The sequence below is a fragment of the Haloferula luteola genome (assembly GCF_014201715.1).
GTDB lineage: Bacteria > Verrucomicrobiota > Verrucomicrobiia > Verrucomicrobiales > Akkermansiaceae > Haloferula > Haloferula luteola.
On sequence record NZ_JACHFD010000003.1, the window covers coordinates 60563 to 75418 of the forward strand.

Consider the following 14856-nt stretch of genomic DNA (forward strand, 5'->3'; position numbering starts at 1 on the left):
GGAGTGGACCCTTGGTCGATGGCTCCATGGCGAGGCACTCGAGCCCCTACCCCCATCCCGATGACCAATCCCCCGCAAAAGACACCCACAAGGACGCCAAGGGGGATCCGAGAAACCCCGCCCGAATCCTTCGGGCGGGGCGATGGATGACTCGGTCGGCTCATGGAGTGACTTCGATGCCAAGAGCATCAATGTAAAGAGAGTCCAGTGTCCGATTGCCTTGGGAGCGATTGGTGTCCTTTACCCGAATCTGAACGCTGCCGCTCAATCCCGCAGGCAGTTGGGCGATCTGCGCCACATTGTCGTCAGCGACTTTCGTGATGGTGAGAACGTCAGTGAAGCTCACCCCATCCGTTGAATAGGCAAAGACGAAGTCGTCCCCTTCCAGATTGACGCTATGGTAAGCCTCGACTGACAATTCCACTTGGGAACCGCCGGATCCAAGGTCAAAGGTCCAAACGTGTTCAAGGTAGGAATAGCGGCGATTTTGTCGTCCTCCTGATTCGATCTCACGAAGTTCCTCGTAGCTATTATCCGAGCTGAGGGTGCTGGAATAGCTGCCGCTGACCATCGTTCCGGCGACGACCGTTTCCCCATTGGCGCGATAGGTGGATGCACTCGGCTGCGGATCGACAGTCATTTGCAGAGTCGCAGAGTCGCTCAATCCTCCACCGTCGGTCACCTGAATGGTCCATTGATTGGTGCCAACATCTTCCGAAGATGGAATGCCACTTAGCGTGCCATCTGTCGAGACGGAGAGCCATGCCGGCCCACCCACGACTGCGAAGTACAGCGTGTCCCCTGCATCCGGGTCGCTGGCATCAGCGGAAATACTACCTTCATAGTTCGTTCCCTGAGTCGCATTCACTTTGATGAGCAACGATGATGCGAATGACGGCGCATGATTGGATGACGATGTCTGGGGTGTCGCCGAAGCCTCTGCTGAGAAGCCACTCTCACCATACTCGTTCGAAGCAGTCGCAACGTAGTAGTAGGTGACCCCGTTGGAAAGGCCGGTATCCAGATACTGCAAGCCGGTCACTTGGGTGGCCACAGCTGTGTATGGCCCCCCACTATTTCCACTACGATACACACGATAGCTCGTCGCATCACTTGCGGCATCCCAGATCAGCGTAGTTTGAGTGTCCCCTGCCATGGCAGAGAAATTCAACGGCGCCGAAGGTGCAGATGGTCCCGCGAGAGGAGATGGGTCCGAGGTGACGGTCTCAGGTCCAGCCTGATAGTTGCCCAGCACCTGTTGGGAGCTAAGCGCATAGTCATAAATACGGAATTCCTCGAAAGTCGCGTCAGAGTTGCTGTCTGACGACCAATTCGAGCGCCCGAGCCAAACATTGACGTCATCGAGAGTGCTCGGCCCCAAAAGACTTGGCACCGAACCGATCTGCACACCATTTTTGTACAGATACCAAGTGGAAGCGGCGTTGTCGAAGGTGACGACGACATGCATCTGAGAGCCGATGTCTGTCGCGCCAGTGATGTCCAGACCTCCGCCTCCCGTGAGACCGAGGCCTCCGCGTTCGAAGCGCATATCGTTGGAGGTGCCAACCGTCGCTGTGATCTCGAGGTAATCCGATCCGTAAAACGAGCTGCCGGTTGTGGTGACCTCTCCCACGGAATTGTTCCCGAAGTCGAGGATACGCGACATGCTTTGCTCGCTATGAACGGTGAGCCAAACTTCGTAGCTGGCCTCGGAGAGGCCGGGGAAGATCTCGCCCGATCCTGATACGGAGCCATTGGGGAGGTCGATGTATGGAGCACTTGCGGAGGAACCACCCATGAGTCGGACTCCCGACCCAGTAGCGCTGGCGCCACTTCCGCGGATCGAAGCGTGCGCGGTTCCAATCGAATCGGCGAGTTGGGAGCCATCGCTGAGCGATCCACTTGCGTTATCGAAGCGGTAGCGGTGGATCGGTCCGTAGGTGAGAGCCTCCTGTGCCTGTGAGGAGGCGGCGAACGCCGCAAGCATGGCGGCGATCTTGAGAACTGATTTCATGGTCTTGTAAGTTTCAGAGGATTTCAGAGGTCGGAGTCGATGAAACGCCATTGTTGATTGTTGGCACCGACATAGGTCCAGAGGTGCACATCTGCACCGGTTCCAGTGCTGACGCCCGAGACATCAAGGCACTTCGACGGCGCATGTACCGGGCAAAGGCGAACGAAGCCCATTCCCGTCGATGTGAACGTGAACTTTTGTGAGTCCGCACCCGTGTAGCTCTCCAGCACGGCCTTCGTTCCATCTGCGGTGCCTCCGCCTGCAAAGCCAAGAGTCACACCCGAGTTGTTGGCAGGATGAATGCGGAATTGACCGCTACCCACGCTCTGTAGGGTCCACTGCTGCCAATCGCCAGCTGCCCAAAACTGCTGTTCAATCTGAGTGCCTGTGGCAGTGCTGCGGTCGCGAAGCGCCAGCGTCCGGGTTTGAGCATGACGCGGCACCAGCCGGTAGGTTCCGTCGTTGATCCCGATCAGATGGGGCTCCCACTTCTGCTCGTCACCGGAGAAATCGCCGTACTGAAGCACATCGCCGTAATTCCCTGAGGACGTGTCGGCAGTCAGCACTTGATCCGTTCCCTTGTGTCGAAACTTCAGATAGCCATCCCAAGAGTTCAGGACATTCCATCGTTGGTTGTCGCCGCCGTTCCAGGACCACTGGACGATCTCTTCGTAGTTGCCGCTTCCATTGTTCCAAACGTCAAGGAACTTGCCGGCGCCGTCGTGCTCGAGGCTGTAGGTGCCGTCGCTGTTGCGCTGGGCGGTCCATTGTTGCTCGGCTGTTCCAGTGTAGGCAGCGATCGTCGGCTCAACGCCATCAGTCGTACTATTTCCAGGGACCGTTAGGAATTGGTCAAAGCTCTTGTTCCTGAAGGCATAGATTCCACCATCCACAAGAGCTCGATAACCGTGGTTATAGGCAGAACCAAATTCCACCTTCACATACATGTGGTGCGGCCATTCGGCCATCATCCGGCCAGCTGTGGTGATGGTGATGTCGGAGCTTGCATCGTAAAACGACTGCCCTTGGGCAAGTGGGGCGTTCCACGTGCCATCGTTGGTGGTATTCATGTCGAGAACGTGGGAATCCCCGAAGCGTTCTCCGTTCGCGGCAATGATGTAGGCACCGGTGTTGTATTCTCCCTGAGGTACGCTGTCCCCCCGAAACATCACCCAGAGATCGAGATCATTGTCCCGTGTGATTTTGAGTGCCACTGGTTTCGTCCAGTCTCCCCAACCGTCGAACTGGTTGATACGATAAGTGCCAGCATGGGTGACGGGCACGACCGCGCTGTCCGGCAACCAGCCGAGCATGTTTTTGTAGTAGGCGTTGTAATCGCTGTCGCCACTTGTTCCCCAGGCATTGCCCATCGGGTCACTGACGTCACCGTATTCGACATGCCAGCGGCTCGAGGACAGCGGGTCGCCGTCATCGGACTGCCAAGAATTCGCGTGAGGCAGCCAGAAGACATGGCCATATTCATGAATCAACAGGCGGTCTTGGGCATAGCCGTTGCACCAGATTGCTCCCCCGCCCCCCCAACCGGCGGCGCCACCGCTGACGAAACCGTCATGGACGATCACACGGCAGGCGTAACTCCAAGGATCGTATCCTTGGTTGATCGCTTCGTCGCAAGCATCGTTGAGAATGTCGCCCCAGTAGTTGCCGTTATCATAGGTTCCCCGGTCGCGCGGCATCCGTAGCACCGGTGTGATGGTCGGCGCACCTAGTTGGGACTGCCCATAAGAGAACCGGTCGATCATCGAAGAGCAGGAACTCACCTGTTCCGTAAGGTAGGTTTCCGTAAACCCGTTGGTCTGGTAGTCCGGGAAATCCACACGCATGATGATCATGGCATTGGTCCCCTGTGTCAGTGAGGCAGGAGGTTTGCCCGGGTAGTCAGCACTGCCATCGACACCACTCGAAGATAGGGATCGCGGCTGATCCGCATCGTCAGCGATCGCCTGAAGTGCCTTTGCTGCTGGCCAAGACATGCGTTCAAGTCTCTCCATGCGAGTTTCGAAGTCCTCGGCGCAGAAGGGACAGCACATGTCGTAGCCGTGGTTGCCCACAAGCATCGTCGTTATTTCGGGATCCGGTGTTTCGTGAGTCACCGGATCCGCCTGAGCCACCACTTGACCACCGGTGACAACGCAGACATCGGTGGTTCCGTCGACGGATTCACCCGATTCCAGCAAGCGGATCGGACTGTCCAAAACAGCGAGGTGCCCGTCCAACGCTACCCCATGGATGGAAACCTGGCGCATCTCCGGGGTGAGTTCGCGGTCGCCGTAGCGATGGGCCTGAAGAACACGGTCCCCGAAGTTCGCTTGGTCGACGGTAGGGACCACTCGATCATCTCCGGGACCAGCGATCCCGCGAACGGTGAACAAGTCACCAATGCCCGATACGCGCTCTTCGAGTTGGTTCCGGATTTCTTGCGGTAAGCCATTTCGCACAGACACCGGAGGAGTATTGGCGAGCGCTTCTCGTGGGTTCTCCTGGATCAATTTCGCCATCACCTCTCGACGTGCTTTCGCCAACGAGAGACCTTCCGCGCTCATCACAGCGCGAGCTTCAGGCGAGGCCGCGAGATAATCGCGAACCCACTCGGCGAACGCCGCGAATTCGCTACGCAGCGGCTGTTCCCATTCGCTGGCAAACAACTCTCGATCGGGAGTGTGCCTTGTGGAGTTGCGTTGGGCCAGGATGGCGGTGGCTGAAGGAACTGGCACACCGGGGGTGGCGTGTTCCGATATCTCCTGCAATGGGGATGGAGAGGGCATCCAATCCCTGATATGATGTCTCTGTGTCCAGAGACAGAGGCTAGCGATGACCGCACCGACGGCGAAAGCGCCGGCTGTCTTCGGGTGATTTGGCTTCATGGTTTTTAGGTTATTTCCCCCCTCCGATTCGTCGCTTGGCTAGCAGCGAAACTCGGAGGCATGCCGTAGATCGGCAATGGGAGCATGACTTTTGAAATTCAGAGCCATCTGAAGCAACAGGGAATCCGCTTGCCCAAGGTACCTAGCGAGTATACAACCCAATCCTCAATCGAATGAGTGAAGTGCCCCGGAAGATTCTGATCCATGATCAACTCGTTTCATTGATTCGAGACGGAATCCGGAAGAAGCGATGGGACGGACACTTACCTTCCGAATCCGAATTGTGCCGTGATTTTCAGGTGAGCAAGATGACGCTGCGCAAGGCGCTCGCCCAACTTGCTGCCGAAAAGTGGATCGAACTGGGAGGGCGAGGGAAACGACACCGCATCCAACGTCGATTCGGAAAGCTGCGGACTCCAACGGACGCCCGCACAATACGCGTGCTCACCCCCTTTCGATTTTCAGGGTGGAGTTCTCCCGAGCACACATTGCTCGACTCGGTCACCGAGCGGGTGGAGCGAAGTGGATTCCGGATGAAGGTGGAACATCACCCTCGATTGTTTGAGCGTTTCCAGGCCGCCACGCTGGCTCGACTCGATGCACTTCCGGACACGGCAGCGTGGGTGCTTTGTTATTCGACGCCGCAGATTCAGAAATGGTTCGCATCCCATAACCGGCCGGCCGTGGTCGCGGGTCGAGTGGTCGACAACTTGCCACTCACATCGATCTATCCCGACACCGAAGCAGGAGCGAGGCACGCGGCCGGGTTGTTGGTGGGGCGCGGGCACCGAGAACTTGTCTATCTGCGCGCGAAGGTGACAAGCATCGGAGAACTGCGAGCATCAGAGCTATTTGTCGCGGAGGCGAAGCGTCTCGGCGCGAGTGCGAGATTGGTGTCCTACGATCGGGCACGCGAGCCGATCTCCAAGCTCATGGCGGAACTCCTCCTGTCCCGCCCGGTACCGACAGCTTATTATGTGGGTGCTTCCGAGGTCGCGCTCACCGTTCTTTGTCACCTTCAGGCCACGGGCTTCCGGGTGCCACGTGATGTCAGTTTGATCGCAGGTTGGGATGACTATCACCTGGATTTGACCTATCCGGTCATTGCTCGGTACCGGACGGATGGACGCCTACTCGGCCGACGAATCGGAGACGCGGTGATGGAACTCGTTGATCACGGATTGGGCAGAATCCGGACTATTCCCATCGTGCCGGAATTCGTGCCTGGTGGGAGCGTTGCTGCATGCAAGTGATCAGACCATCAGATGACCCGGAGAAAGCTTCGAATGAAGCCAACCCGCCGCAACAGGAAGCCCAACCGAACCGACCTCACCGGACTTCAGAAGTGCCCAGAACCATCTGGGCAAGGTGGGCCGCAGATCGTCCGTGATTTCGACCAGTCGACACCGATATCTGGAGAACCGCTGAACTTTGAAAATAGGTGGAGCCGCTGGTCGGATTTGAACCGACGACCTGCTCATTACGAATGAGCTGCTCTACCCCTGAGCTACAGCGGCGAATCACGGTTTGGAGGTGATCCAGATGGACGCGAATTCCTTGATTCTTCAAGGAATTCCCTGCCCGCGGCGTTGGTAGCAGACCCGCCAACCTCCGCAAGAGCAAAATCATCTTTGGACTCCTGCAACACGATATAGAGTGTTCTTTACCAGCGGGTTTTCGAGGCGAATCACCTCGCTGTCGGATTCCAGATCGGAGTCGAGCGCGTTCGTGACCGTCGAGTCGATCGAAACGGCGCACCGATTCTGGGCTGCGATGGGGGGAAATCAAAACACTAGAGGAATGGCGGTCGTCTCCTTCTCCGGCAAAGCGAAATAATCCGTATGGGGGATGATTCTCCGATAAAACGAGGGCTCGGCTGCGTTACAGGAGGTCATCCGGACCGGACACTGCAGGCCGAAGTCGCATCCAGGCACTCATTTCCGGTCACCTTGAACCCAAGACCCAATCCCTCTGAACATGATTCCCAAGAGCCTCCGACAACCATGCTGCATTGCCCTCGTGATGACAGGAATCGCATCGGCTGCCGAACCCGCAGACGAAGACAGCGCCCGCGATGCGGTCAACATTCTGGGCGAGCGTCTGGTGCAGTCATATCCCTTCCCTGAAATCTCGGCCAAGTATCAGGAGGCTCTTCAGGCGAATGAACAAGCGGGGAAATACCGGGGCCTATCCGAAGGAGATCTGGCGAGGCAACTCACCGAAGATCTCCGGGCGGTTCACAAGGATGTGCACTTGGTGGTAATCTCACGCCCCCGCGCTGGCCAGGGCGAGGACTCCCGCCGAGGCGAACGGAGAGGCCGGGAGCAAAACTCGGAGAGATCCAGGCACCGTGGCATTCGGAGCGTGGAGCTGGATACCGAAAATTCCACAGCTTACATTGACATCCCCGGGCCCTTCCGTCCCTCCGAGGAGTCCTTCCAGGCTGCTGCCGCGGCCATGACGCTGGCTGCTGACAGCAAGTATGTGATTCTGGACCTTCGGCAAAACGGCGGGGGCTCCGGACACATGGGGCGCTTCATCGCATCCTACTTTTTCCAGACAGGCGATGAGCGATTCTATCTGAACGGCTTTCACAAAGACCGGACCCGAGATGATCAGGAGTGGACGTATTCATTCGTGCCAGGGAGAAGAAACCCCGACGCGAAAGTTTACATTCTCGTCGGCCCCCGCACGGCATCGGCGTCCGAGGGTCTCGCGTTTGCGATGCAAAGGATGGGCCGGGCAACCATCGTCGGCAATAACAGTGCTGGGGCCGGCATCGCCGGATCCATGGTCCCGCTTGAGGGGAGTCTCATGGCATTCATTCCGGTCAAGATGGTGGTGGCTCCCCGCACGACCGAAGGCTGGGAAGGCGACGGCGTGATTCCGGACATTTCCGCAGGTGATGAAGACGCCCTAGAGGTCGCCCGCAGAGCCATCGCGGAAGATCGGGAGAAAGAGTAGGGAACTCTGGGGCGCCATGAAGTCCCTCCATTCAAAGAGAAAGTCGCGATCGCTGCAGCGGCATCACTCCCGGCGGGGGCGCGGGATGAAACAGCCCCCCCGCCAGTGGACAAGCGACAAGTCAAGAGTCGCCAGTTATGGAGACGACGATGCGCCGTTCGTGCGGCGCCCGGCGATGCTCGAAAAGGAAAACTCCCTGCCAAGTTCCTAGGGCCATGCGACCGTCGATCACCGGGATCACTTCGCTCGTCCGGGTCAACGCCATCCGGATGTGGCTGGGCATATCATCCGCTCCTTCATAGGTATGTACGAAGTAGGGCGTATCTTCGGGGACAAGATGATCGAAGAAAGCCTCCAAGTCACGACGTGCGCTTGGATCGGCATTTTCCATGATCACCAAGCTGGCCGAGGTGTGGCATACAAACACCGTCACCGTGCCTGTCTGGATCCCGCTCTGTCGAACGATCCTGGAAACTTCGTCGGTGATTTCGTAGGTTCCCTTCCCGCGGGTGCGAACGGAGAATCGGTCAGCATGAGCACTCATGCCTCTGCCTAATCTTTCCTCATTCTGGCGTCACTTCCAGATATCAGGACCTTCGCACCATCTTCGCTGCATAGAATCCATCCCATCCCGTTCCTGCAGGGGAGATTCGGTTCTCTTCAACGCACTCCCAACGGGGATCGCGCTCAAGCAGAGCCTGGATTTGACCTTGATTTTCGGAGGGCAAAATTGAGCAGGTTGCATACACCCATGTCCCATCCTCCCGCAACAGCGGAGGATATTCATCGAGCAAGCGCCGCTGCAGTCGACGGGTCTTTTCCAAGGTGGACTCAGATAGCCGCCACTTGAGGTCCGGTTGGCGCCTCAACGTGCCCAATCCGGAACAGGGCACATCCAGGAGCATCCGATTCGGCCAGCCTTGCCACTTCCGATAGCTTTCGGAGTTCCAAACCTCCGTCTGCAGGCCCCGCACTCCGGCGATTTTCGCCCGCCGGGCCAGGGCTTCCAATTTGCGGGGTGAAACGTCCAGAGCCACCAACTCTCCCTCCCCTGCCAAGTCCGCGGCCAATTGGAGAGTCTTTCCGCCCGCTCCTGCGCAGCCATCCATGACCCGATCTCCCGGCTCCACAGCCAGCAGCGGAACCACGGTTTGGGAACCACAATCTTGAATCTCCATCCGCCCGTCCGAAGCCAAACGTTTGGGCAGCAATCCCTCCAGGATGATGGCATCCGGCAGCTTCACTTCGGGGTGCGCCTTGACCCCCTCCGACGCCAGCCATGCCAAAACTTCCTCGCGGTCCCCTCGCTGTCGGTTCACGCGCAAACACACCGGAGCTCGTCGATTGAGTGCCGTCAGTTCCGCATCCCAAGCCTCTCCCAGCTCCGAGAAACCTCGTAGGTCCAACCAATCCGGTATCGATTGCCGAATCGCCCGTGGCTGAGCTTCCAATTCGGCCCTGCGACCTTCCATGGTTGCCACCGAAGCGCCTTCCCAGGTCCACCAGTCAGGAAGGATCCAACCCTGCCCGCTCCACCACGCTGCGAGCATCGAACGCGAATCCGAAGCGTCCGCCACAAATGCCAGTGCCCGCCGCCACCGAACGGTCTCCCAAACGGACTCGGCAACGAAATGCCGGTCTCGTTTTCCCCACTTCGGATGAACGCGAAAAGCCTCGCCCATGACGCGATCCAGCACCTTGCCTTCATCGAACACCTGCTCCAACAGGTGCACGCAAGCTTCCGCCAACATTCGGTGCCACTTCATCGCGCGACCCTCCTCTCTTGATCGGGTCCTCGGGAAGCCGGAAATGGATCCTCAATGACCTCTTGCACCTCTCAAAACCCCTGCTTGCGGAGGAGTTCACTGAGTTGCTTCTGGAAGGACGCGACGTCTTCCTGGCTGGGCCGGTAGCCGGGCGTGTCCGGATCAAGTCCGGGTCGACCATACTGATCGATGGCCCAAATGGCAGTTTCCCCATCAGAGAAGACCACCTTGCCACTGACCATCGCTCCCGGAACCGCGACGCTGTCGACAGAAACGCTCACGTCACCGGTGGGCAAGGGTGCCCCATCCGCAGCGGTGACCTCGGCTCCCTCTTCGACCGCTTGGGCGGGCTCGTCTTTCTCTTCCTGAATTTCGATGTTCAGATCGAGCACCAGAAATCGCGCATCCATGTAGGTGATGCCAATGCCGTGTTCCGTTTTCAACTGCTTCTGCAAGTCGGCGATGCTTGCCCCTTCCGATGCCCAACGATGGAGATCGGCTTTCTGGTCCTCGGTCAATTTGCTGGCGCTGAACACAGGGACGATTCAGGCGCTTCCCCCGCGCAAGCCAAGTCCAAAGACACACAATGCTCACGCTATTCGGTACCGATGCCCTTGCGGCGCGCCTCGACCGCCAACCGAAAAGCTTGGCGGTCGCCATGTCGTTTGACCGAGAATTTCACACAGCGCCGCTGCCCCGGCTCGGGCGACCACGTCGCCTGCCAAAAGAGGTAAGTTTCTCCATTCGAGCTGCTCACCGCGACCTTCGAGACGCCGACGACACCCGATGAATTGCGCGTCGACCGCTGACAGATCCGCGTCGATGTCCGAACCTCCTGCTCCAGCCGAGAAAGGAGATCATTGCGCCAGTCCAAGGCCGCCCGGTAGGACGCCCGAACTCCGCCGCACGGGCGGTCGGCGAAGTACTTTGCATACTTCCTGCCACGCCGCTGCACCCTCACCTGCCAGCCGTGAGTGCTGGCATCCGGCAGATCGATCCGGGCGATCGCATAGGTATCCTCTGGTGTCCACATGCGCCGATGCAGTGGCACCCTTGTCCGCTGCCGATCCCTTGTCAACGATCCTCCACCCTCACCGCCACTGAGCGACCGTGTGCGTCGAGACCTTCCACCCTCGCAAACTCGGCGACATGCGGCAGCGACTTCGCCACCGACTTCTCATCGAGTTTCACGATGCTGGTGCGGCGCTGAAACTGGTCCGCACGCAACCCTGAAAAGGATCGTCCCCCTCCTCCGGTAGGCAGGGTGTGGCTGGGTCCTGCCAGGAAATCCCCCACCGCCACAGGCGAAAGGTTCCCAACATAAATGGCACCCGCAGTTCGGATCTGCTTAAGGCGCTTGTTCTCCTTTTCAACCACCAATGAAAGGTGCTCGGGGGCGAAAGCATTGGCGATGGCGATGCCTTCATCGAGATCCTTCACCACCAGGGCAAACGACGATTTTTCCAGTACTTCGCGAATGATCTCACCCCGCGAAAGCTGGGCCGCCTGTTCCTCGATCGCAGTGATTACTTGTTGGAGCAAGGATTTCGAGGTCGTGAGAAACCCGATCACGCTGTCACCTCCGTGTTCGGCCTGAGCCAGCAAGTCTGCCGCAATGCACTTCGGATTGCCGGTTTTATCCGCCAAGACGAGCACTTCACTCGGTCCGGGCAAGAGATCGATCGATACCGCTCCAACCAGCTGCCGTTTGGCCTCCACCACGAACTTGTTTCCCGGGCCAAAGATGCGATCGACCGGGCGAATAGAAGCGGTTCCCAGGGCCATGGCTGCCACGGCTTGGGCGCCACCCAGTTTGATGACTTCCGTCACTCCAGCCGCCTTGAGCGCATAGAGCAAAGCGTCGTTCACTTTTCCATCGGGTCCGCAGGGCGTTGCCGCCAGAACTTCCGGAACCTTGGCCGCTTTCGCAAAGCCTGCGGTCATCAGCGCGGTCGACACCAAAGGCGCCTTTCCTCCCGGGACGTAAACCCCTACCCGATCAAACGGCAGGAAGCGCTCACCCACCTTCGCCCCTTCCGCATTCCGGTAGGACCAATCCTTGCGCAAACTGCGTTTGGCGAAGGCCGTGATGTTTTTCAGGCTCGCCTTGATCGCCTTCTTCGTTTCGGCGCTCACAGCCCGAGAGGCTGCCGTGAATTCATCGGGAGTCACCCGCCATTCTCCCGGCTGAAAATGGACCTGATCAAACTTCGCTGCGTACTCCACAAGGGCATCGTCTCCACGCTGGGCGACCTCGACGATGATGCCCGCGACGAGGTCGCGGACTTCGTTCGATGGGATCGCGCGGCGATTCAGGGTGGCGACAAATTCAGCGTAGCCTGGGTCACGGAAGGTGAGCGTTTTCATGGCGGGGCGGCACTGTGGGCTGCTCGGAGGATACGGGCAAGACGAAGAGAAGCTCGGGTGCCCGGAAATTCGGATCTCATCCCATCGCCTCGTCCATCGAGTTCGGCACCCACACATGGGGCCATACCGGCCGCTCCTCCCGACAAAGCATCCGATAGGATTCCCAGTCGGCGAGCTTCGGGAGATCACGGGCCTCGCCACGGGCTCCCATGCGGCGACGCCGCTCGTCGGGCGAGCAGGTGACAAAATGAAAGGTAGGCCGAACTCCCAGGCGTTCCTCGAGAGCCTCGGGCCAATGGGCCTGAGCTCCTTCGGAAGTGAAAGGCCCGGCAATCACCACCGGCAGGCGCTCGAGATGCCCGCGTGCAAGATCGTACAAGGTCTCGTAGACTGCCGACCGAAACGCATTCTTGTAGGCTGGAGAGTCGCGATCATTGGGATCGAGCCCCGCTAAGGTCAGCCCCGCCCTCACCAGACGCTCCGCCACTTGATCGCTATCGAGGAGCACGGCACCGAGGTCCTTGGCCAGACGGATGGCATAGGTCGTTTTCCCTGCCGCCGGAGGACCAGAGACAAGATGACAGGGGTGGGACGCTGTGTGCATGAACTCCCGCTGCCAGATTTGACGACAAGTTCCAATCCTGCGGGTCGACAACTTCCTCATCACCCTGCATCTTTCCGCCGTGTCCGCTTTCCCCACCCGCCCTCGCTCACCGCTGTGCGCCTCGCCTGCGGAAGAGTCCGCTTCCATGTGGAGCCACATTTTCGGGACCGTTCTGGCCATCATTGGCTTGGTCGTCATGCTGCTTGTCTCCGATGGTGACGCCCGTCGCGTGGTGTCCGCCTCGATTTTCGGAGGAACCTTGGTGCTCCTCTACCTTTCCTCGAGCATCTATCACGCCTTCTCTTCACCGAAGTTGAAGGAGTTGTTTCAAATCTTTGATCATGCCTGCATTTATTTGCTGATCGCCGGATCCTACACTCCGCTGACCTTGGTTTGCCTCCGCGGGGCCTGGGGATGGTCGATTTTTGGCGTGGTGTGGTTTCTTGCCGTGGCCGGTGTGGTCTTGAAAGCCGTGATGCGGGGCAAACGCGAGGCTTGGTGGTCCACCGCGCTTTACCTCGCCATGGGGTGGCTGATCGTGATTGCCGCGGGTCCGTTGATCCGGAATTTGCCCACTCCGGGTCTGATTTGGCTGATCGCTGGTGGTGTGGGCTACTCGCTGGGCACCATTTTCTTTGCGTGGGAAAAGCTCCCCTACAACCATGCCATTTGGCACGGTTTTGTGATCCTGGGGAGCGCCTGTCATGTGGTCGCCACCGCGGGTTACATTTTGAACTGAGCCGCCATGCCCGAGTTGCCCGAGGTGGAAACCACCCGCCGCGGAATCGCACCGCATCTCGTGGGGAGGTCGCTCCGCGAAATCACTGTTCGCAATGCCCGATTGAGGCTGCCGGTGCCCAGCGACCTCGATTTCCTCCTCCATCAGCGTGTCACGGAGCTGACTCGGCGCTCGAAGTACCTCCTCGTCACCTTCGAACATGGAGAGCGGCTTCTGATTCATCTGGGCATGTCAGGAAGCTTGCGCATCTGCGAATCCGACAGGGAGGTCAGAAAACATGACCACGTGATTTTCACCCTCGAAGACGGAAAAGAACTTCGTTTTCACGACCCACGGCGCTTCGGCATGGTTTTGCCGATCGGTCGGGGCGATCCCTCGACGCACGCTCTGCTCTCCCATCTCGGCCCGGAACCTCTCGGACCTGATTTCACCCCCGAGGGCCTCTACACGGCCGTCCACTTGAGGAAAGCCGCGATCAAAATCGTGATCATGGATGCCAAAGTGGTGGTGGGCGTCGGCAATATCTACGCCAATGAGGCTCTTTTTCGCTCCGGAATTCGCCCCAGCACGCCGGCAAATCGAGTTTCCCGAATGCGGATGTCCTCCCTGCATGCGGCCATCATCACCGTGCTGCAGGAGTCGATCGAACAAGGCGGCACCACCTTGCGGGATTTTGTGAACTCGGATGGCCAACCGGGCTACTTCCGCCAGCGTCTCGATGTCTACGATCGAACAGGAGAGCCCTGTCGCCGCTGTCAGACTCCCATTCTCCATGCCGTCATGGGGCAGCGCTCGACCTTTTGGTGTCCTCGTTGCCAGAAATAAAACGGGCGGCCCCATGGGGACCGCCCGCTCCAGAAAGCACGATCAGGCCTCGGGTGCCTTGGGCAAGCTCCCGACGATCACTCGAGTCTTCGCCCACTCATCACCCAGACGCAGGCCCCGCTGGGCCCCATTTTCACGGTTGAAGAGCACGATGGCTTCGATCAGGCCGAAAAACGGAATCAACAGCGCAACGTTGCGCTTCACGGCCGTCACCCAATCCCCTTGGATCGAACCGCCGCCGGACTTCTCGACGCGCAACTTCATGGCCATTTTGCCGATGCTCCCATCCTTCAGAAAGGGCAGAGAATCTCGCGTCACCACATAGGCCAGCGCGGCTAAACTGGCCAGGAAATCCAGATGGCTGCCCGGCAGCAAAATCCTCAGACCGTAACCAATTCCGGCTGCCACAAATCCATCGATCAATGCCGCCAAGATCCGGGTGTTGATCGGGGGAATGCCTCCCTCGACGAGTTCCTCATCGTCATCATCGGACGGAGCCTCCTGGACAACCTTGGGCGGAGGTCCGGGAACGGGAGGAGGCACCTCGGCAGGAGCCACCTGCGGAACCGGTGGAACCGAAGGGGTTTTGGGCGGGCCGCTCAGACTTGGAGGCGGCAGCGGTGCCGATCCCCGGGCGGAGCTCGGCGGCGGAAGGTCGGGCTTCTTTTCGTCGTCGGACATAGCCAAACCGA

The 14856-nt window shown here is 58.9% G+C and carries 13 protein-coding genes and 1 tRNA gene; 4 read left to right on the plus strand and 10 right to left on the minus strand.

From position 1 onward, the window contains the following. Positions 1 to 160: 160 nt before the first annotated feature. Both HNR46_RS03720 and HNR46_RS03725 read right to left on the minus strand, forming a co-directional pair. A complete protein-coding gene (locus HNR46_RS03720; protein ID WP_184015921.1) occupies positions 161 to 2014 on the minus strand; it encodes a LamG-like jellyroll fold domain-containing protein in 1854 nt (617 codons plus the stop codon). A gap of 23 nt (positions 2015 to 2037) precedes the next feature. Beyond that, positions 2038 to 4800: an RICIN domain-containing protein gene (locus tag HNR46_RS03725; RefSeq protein ID WP_184015923.1), complete on the minus strand. Its 2763-nt coding sequence runs from the start codon at positions 4798 to 4800 to the stop codon at positions 2038 to 2040. A gap of 272 nt (positions 4801 to 5072) precedes the next feature. On the opposite strand from HNR46_RS03725, the gene HNR46_RS03730 reads away from it, so the two are divergent. Continuing rightward, complete coding sequence (locus tag HNR46_RS03730) at positions 5073 to 6152, plus strand: substrate-binding domain-containing protein (RefSeq protein ID WP_184015925.1); 1080 nt, start codon at positions 5073 to 5075, stop codon at positions 6150 to 6152. 189 nt (positions 6153 to 6341) lie between these two features. On the opposite strand, the gene HNR46_RS03735 is transcribed toward HNR46_RS03730, so the two are convergent. Further along, positions 6342 to 6416: transfer RNA gene (locus HNR46_RS03735), tRNA-Thr, on the minus strand. A gap of 460 nt (positions 6417 to 6876) precedes the next feature. On the opposite strand from HNR46_RS03735, the gene HNR46_RS03740 reads away from it, so the two are divergent. Continuing rightward, positions 6877 to 7863 carry a S41 family peptidase gene (locus HNR46_RS03740; protein WP_184015927.1) on the plus strand — a complete coding sequence of 329 codons (987 nt, stop codon included), beginning with the start codon at positions 6877 to 6879 and terminating at the stop codon, positions 7861 to 7863. A gap of 121 nt (positions 7864 to 7984) precedes the next feature. Here the strand turns inward: HNR46_RS03740 and HNR46_RS03745 are convergent, their stop codons facing one another. From HNR46_RS03745 to HNR46_RS03770, 6 genes are all read right to left on the minus strand, one after another. Then, positions 7985 to 8407, minus strand: coding sequence for a secondary thiamine-phosphate synthase enzyme YjbQ (locus tag HNR46_RS03745; protein ID WP_184015929.1), 423 nt, complete (start codon positions 8405 to 8407; stop codon positions 7985 to 7987). A gap of 43 nt (positions 8408 to 8450) precedes the next feature. Then, positions 8451 to 9629 (minus strand): RsmB/NOP family class I SAM-dependent RNA methyltransferase, encoded by a 1179-nt coding sequence (locus tag HNR46_RS03750; protein ID WP_184015930.1) that lies wholly within the window; start codon positions 9627 to 9629, stop codon positions 8451 to 8453. 71 nt (positions 9630 to 9700) lie between these two features. Next, positions 9701 to 10165 carry a hypothetical protein gene (locus tag HNR46_RS03755; protein ID WP_184015932.1) on the minus strand — a complete coding sequence of 155 codons (465 nt, stop codon included), beginning with the start codon at positions 10163 to 10165 and terminating at the stop codon, positions 9701 to 9703. A 59-nt stretch (positions 10166 to 10224) separates the two neighbouring features. Further along, complete coding sequence (locus HNR46_RS03760; protein ID WP_184015934.1) at positions 10225 to 10662, minus strand: AP2 domain-containing protein; 438 nt, start codon at positions 10660 to 10662, stop codon at positions 10225 to 10227. A 41-nt stretch (positions 10663 to 10703) separates the two neighbouring features. Further along, entirely contained in the window at positions 10704 to 11996 is a 1293-nt protein-coding gene (gene hisD, locus HNR46_RS03765; RefSeq protein ID WP_184015935.1) for a histidinol dehydrogenase, read from the minus strand. A 76-nt stretch (positions 11997 to 12072) separates the two neighbouring features. Next, positions 12073 to 12600, minus strand: a complete 528-nt coding sequence (locus HNR46_RS03770; RefSeq protein ID WP_184015937.1) for a P-loop nucleotide/nucleoside kinase family protein — start codon at positions 12598 to 12600, stop codon at positions 12073 to 12075. A 79-nt stretch (positions 12601 to 12679) separates the two neighbouring features. On the opposite strand from HNR46_RS03770, the gene trhA reads away from it, so the two are divergent. Together trhA and mutM are read left to right on the plus strand one after the other, a co-directional pair. Further along, a complete protein-coding gene (gene trhA / locus HNR46_RS03775; protein WP_221284999.1) occupies positions 12680 to 13339 on the plus strand; it encodes a PAQR family membrane homeostasis protein TrhA in 660 nt (219 codons plus the stop codon). 6 nt (positions 13340 to 13345) lie between these two features. Further along, a complete protein-coding gene (gene mutM, locus HNR46_RS03780) occupies positions 13346 to 14164 on the plus strand; it encodes a bifunctional DNA-formamidopyrimidine glycosylase/DNA-(apurinic or apyrimidinic site) lyase (protein ID WP_184015941.1) in 819 nt (272 codons plus the stop codon). 42 nt (positions 14165 to 14206) lie between these two features. Here the strand turns inward: mutM and HNR46_RS03785 are convergent, their stop codons facing one another. After that, the gene (locus HNR46_RS03785) at positions 14207 to 14845 is read right to left on the minus strand and encodes an RDD family protein (RefSeq protein ID WP_184015943.1); all 639 of its coding nucleotides are present in this window, start codon (positions 14843 to 14845) and stop codon (positions 14207 to 14209) included. Positions 14846 to 14856 lie beyond the last annotated feature (11 nt).

Coding starts and splice junctions, on each gene's coding strand:
- HNR46_RS03720 (WP_184015921.1), bottom strand. CDS start 2,014: ATGAAATCAGTTCTCAAGATCGCCGCCATGCTTGCGGCGTTCGCCGCC.
- HNR46_RS03725 (WP_184015923.1), bottom strand. CDS start 4,800: ATGCCCTCTCCATCCCCATTGCAGGAGATATCGGAACACGCCACCCCC.
- HNR46_RS03730 (WP_184015925.1), top strand. CDS start 5,073: ATGAGTGAAGTGCCCCGGAAGATTCTGATCCATGATCAACTCGTTTCA.
- HNR46_RS03740 (WP_184015927.1), top strand. CDS start 6,877: ATGATTCCCAAGAGCCTCCGACAACCATGCTGCATTGCCCTCGTGATG.
- HNR46_RS03745 (WP_184015929.1), bottom strand. CDS start 8,407: ATGAGTGCTCATGCTGACCGATTCTCCGTTCGCACCCGCGGGAAGGGA.
- HNR46_RS03750 (WP_184015930.1), bottom strand. CDS start 9,629: ATGAAGTGGCACCGAATGTTGGCGGAAGCTTGCGTGCACCTGTTGGAG.
- HNR46_RS03760 (WP_184015934.1), bottom strand. CDS start 10,662: ATGTGGACACCAGAGGATACCTATGCGATCGCCCGGATCGATCTGCCG.
- hisD (WP_184015935.1), bottom strand. CDS start 11,996: ATGAAAACGCTCACCTTCCGTGACCCAGGCTACGCTGAATTTGTCGCC.
- HNR46_RS03770 (WP_184015937.1), bottom strand. CDS start 12,600: ATGCACACAGCGTCCCACCCCTGTCATCTTGTCTCTGGTCCTCCGGCG.
- mutM (WP_184015941.1), top strand. CDS start 13,346: ATGCCCGAGTTGCCCGAGGTGGAAACCACCCGCCGCGGAATCGCACCG.
- HNR46_RS03785 (WP_184015943.1), bottom strand. CDS start 14,845: ATGTCCGACGACGAAAAGAAGCCCGACCTTCCGCCGCCGAGCTCCGCC.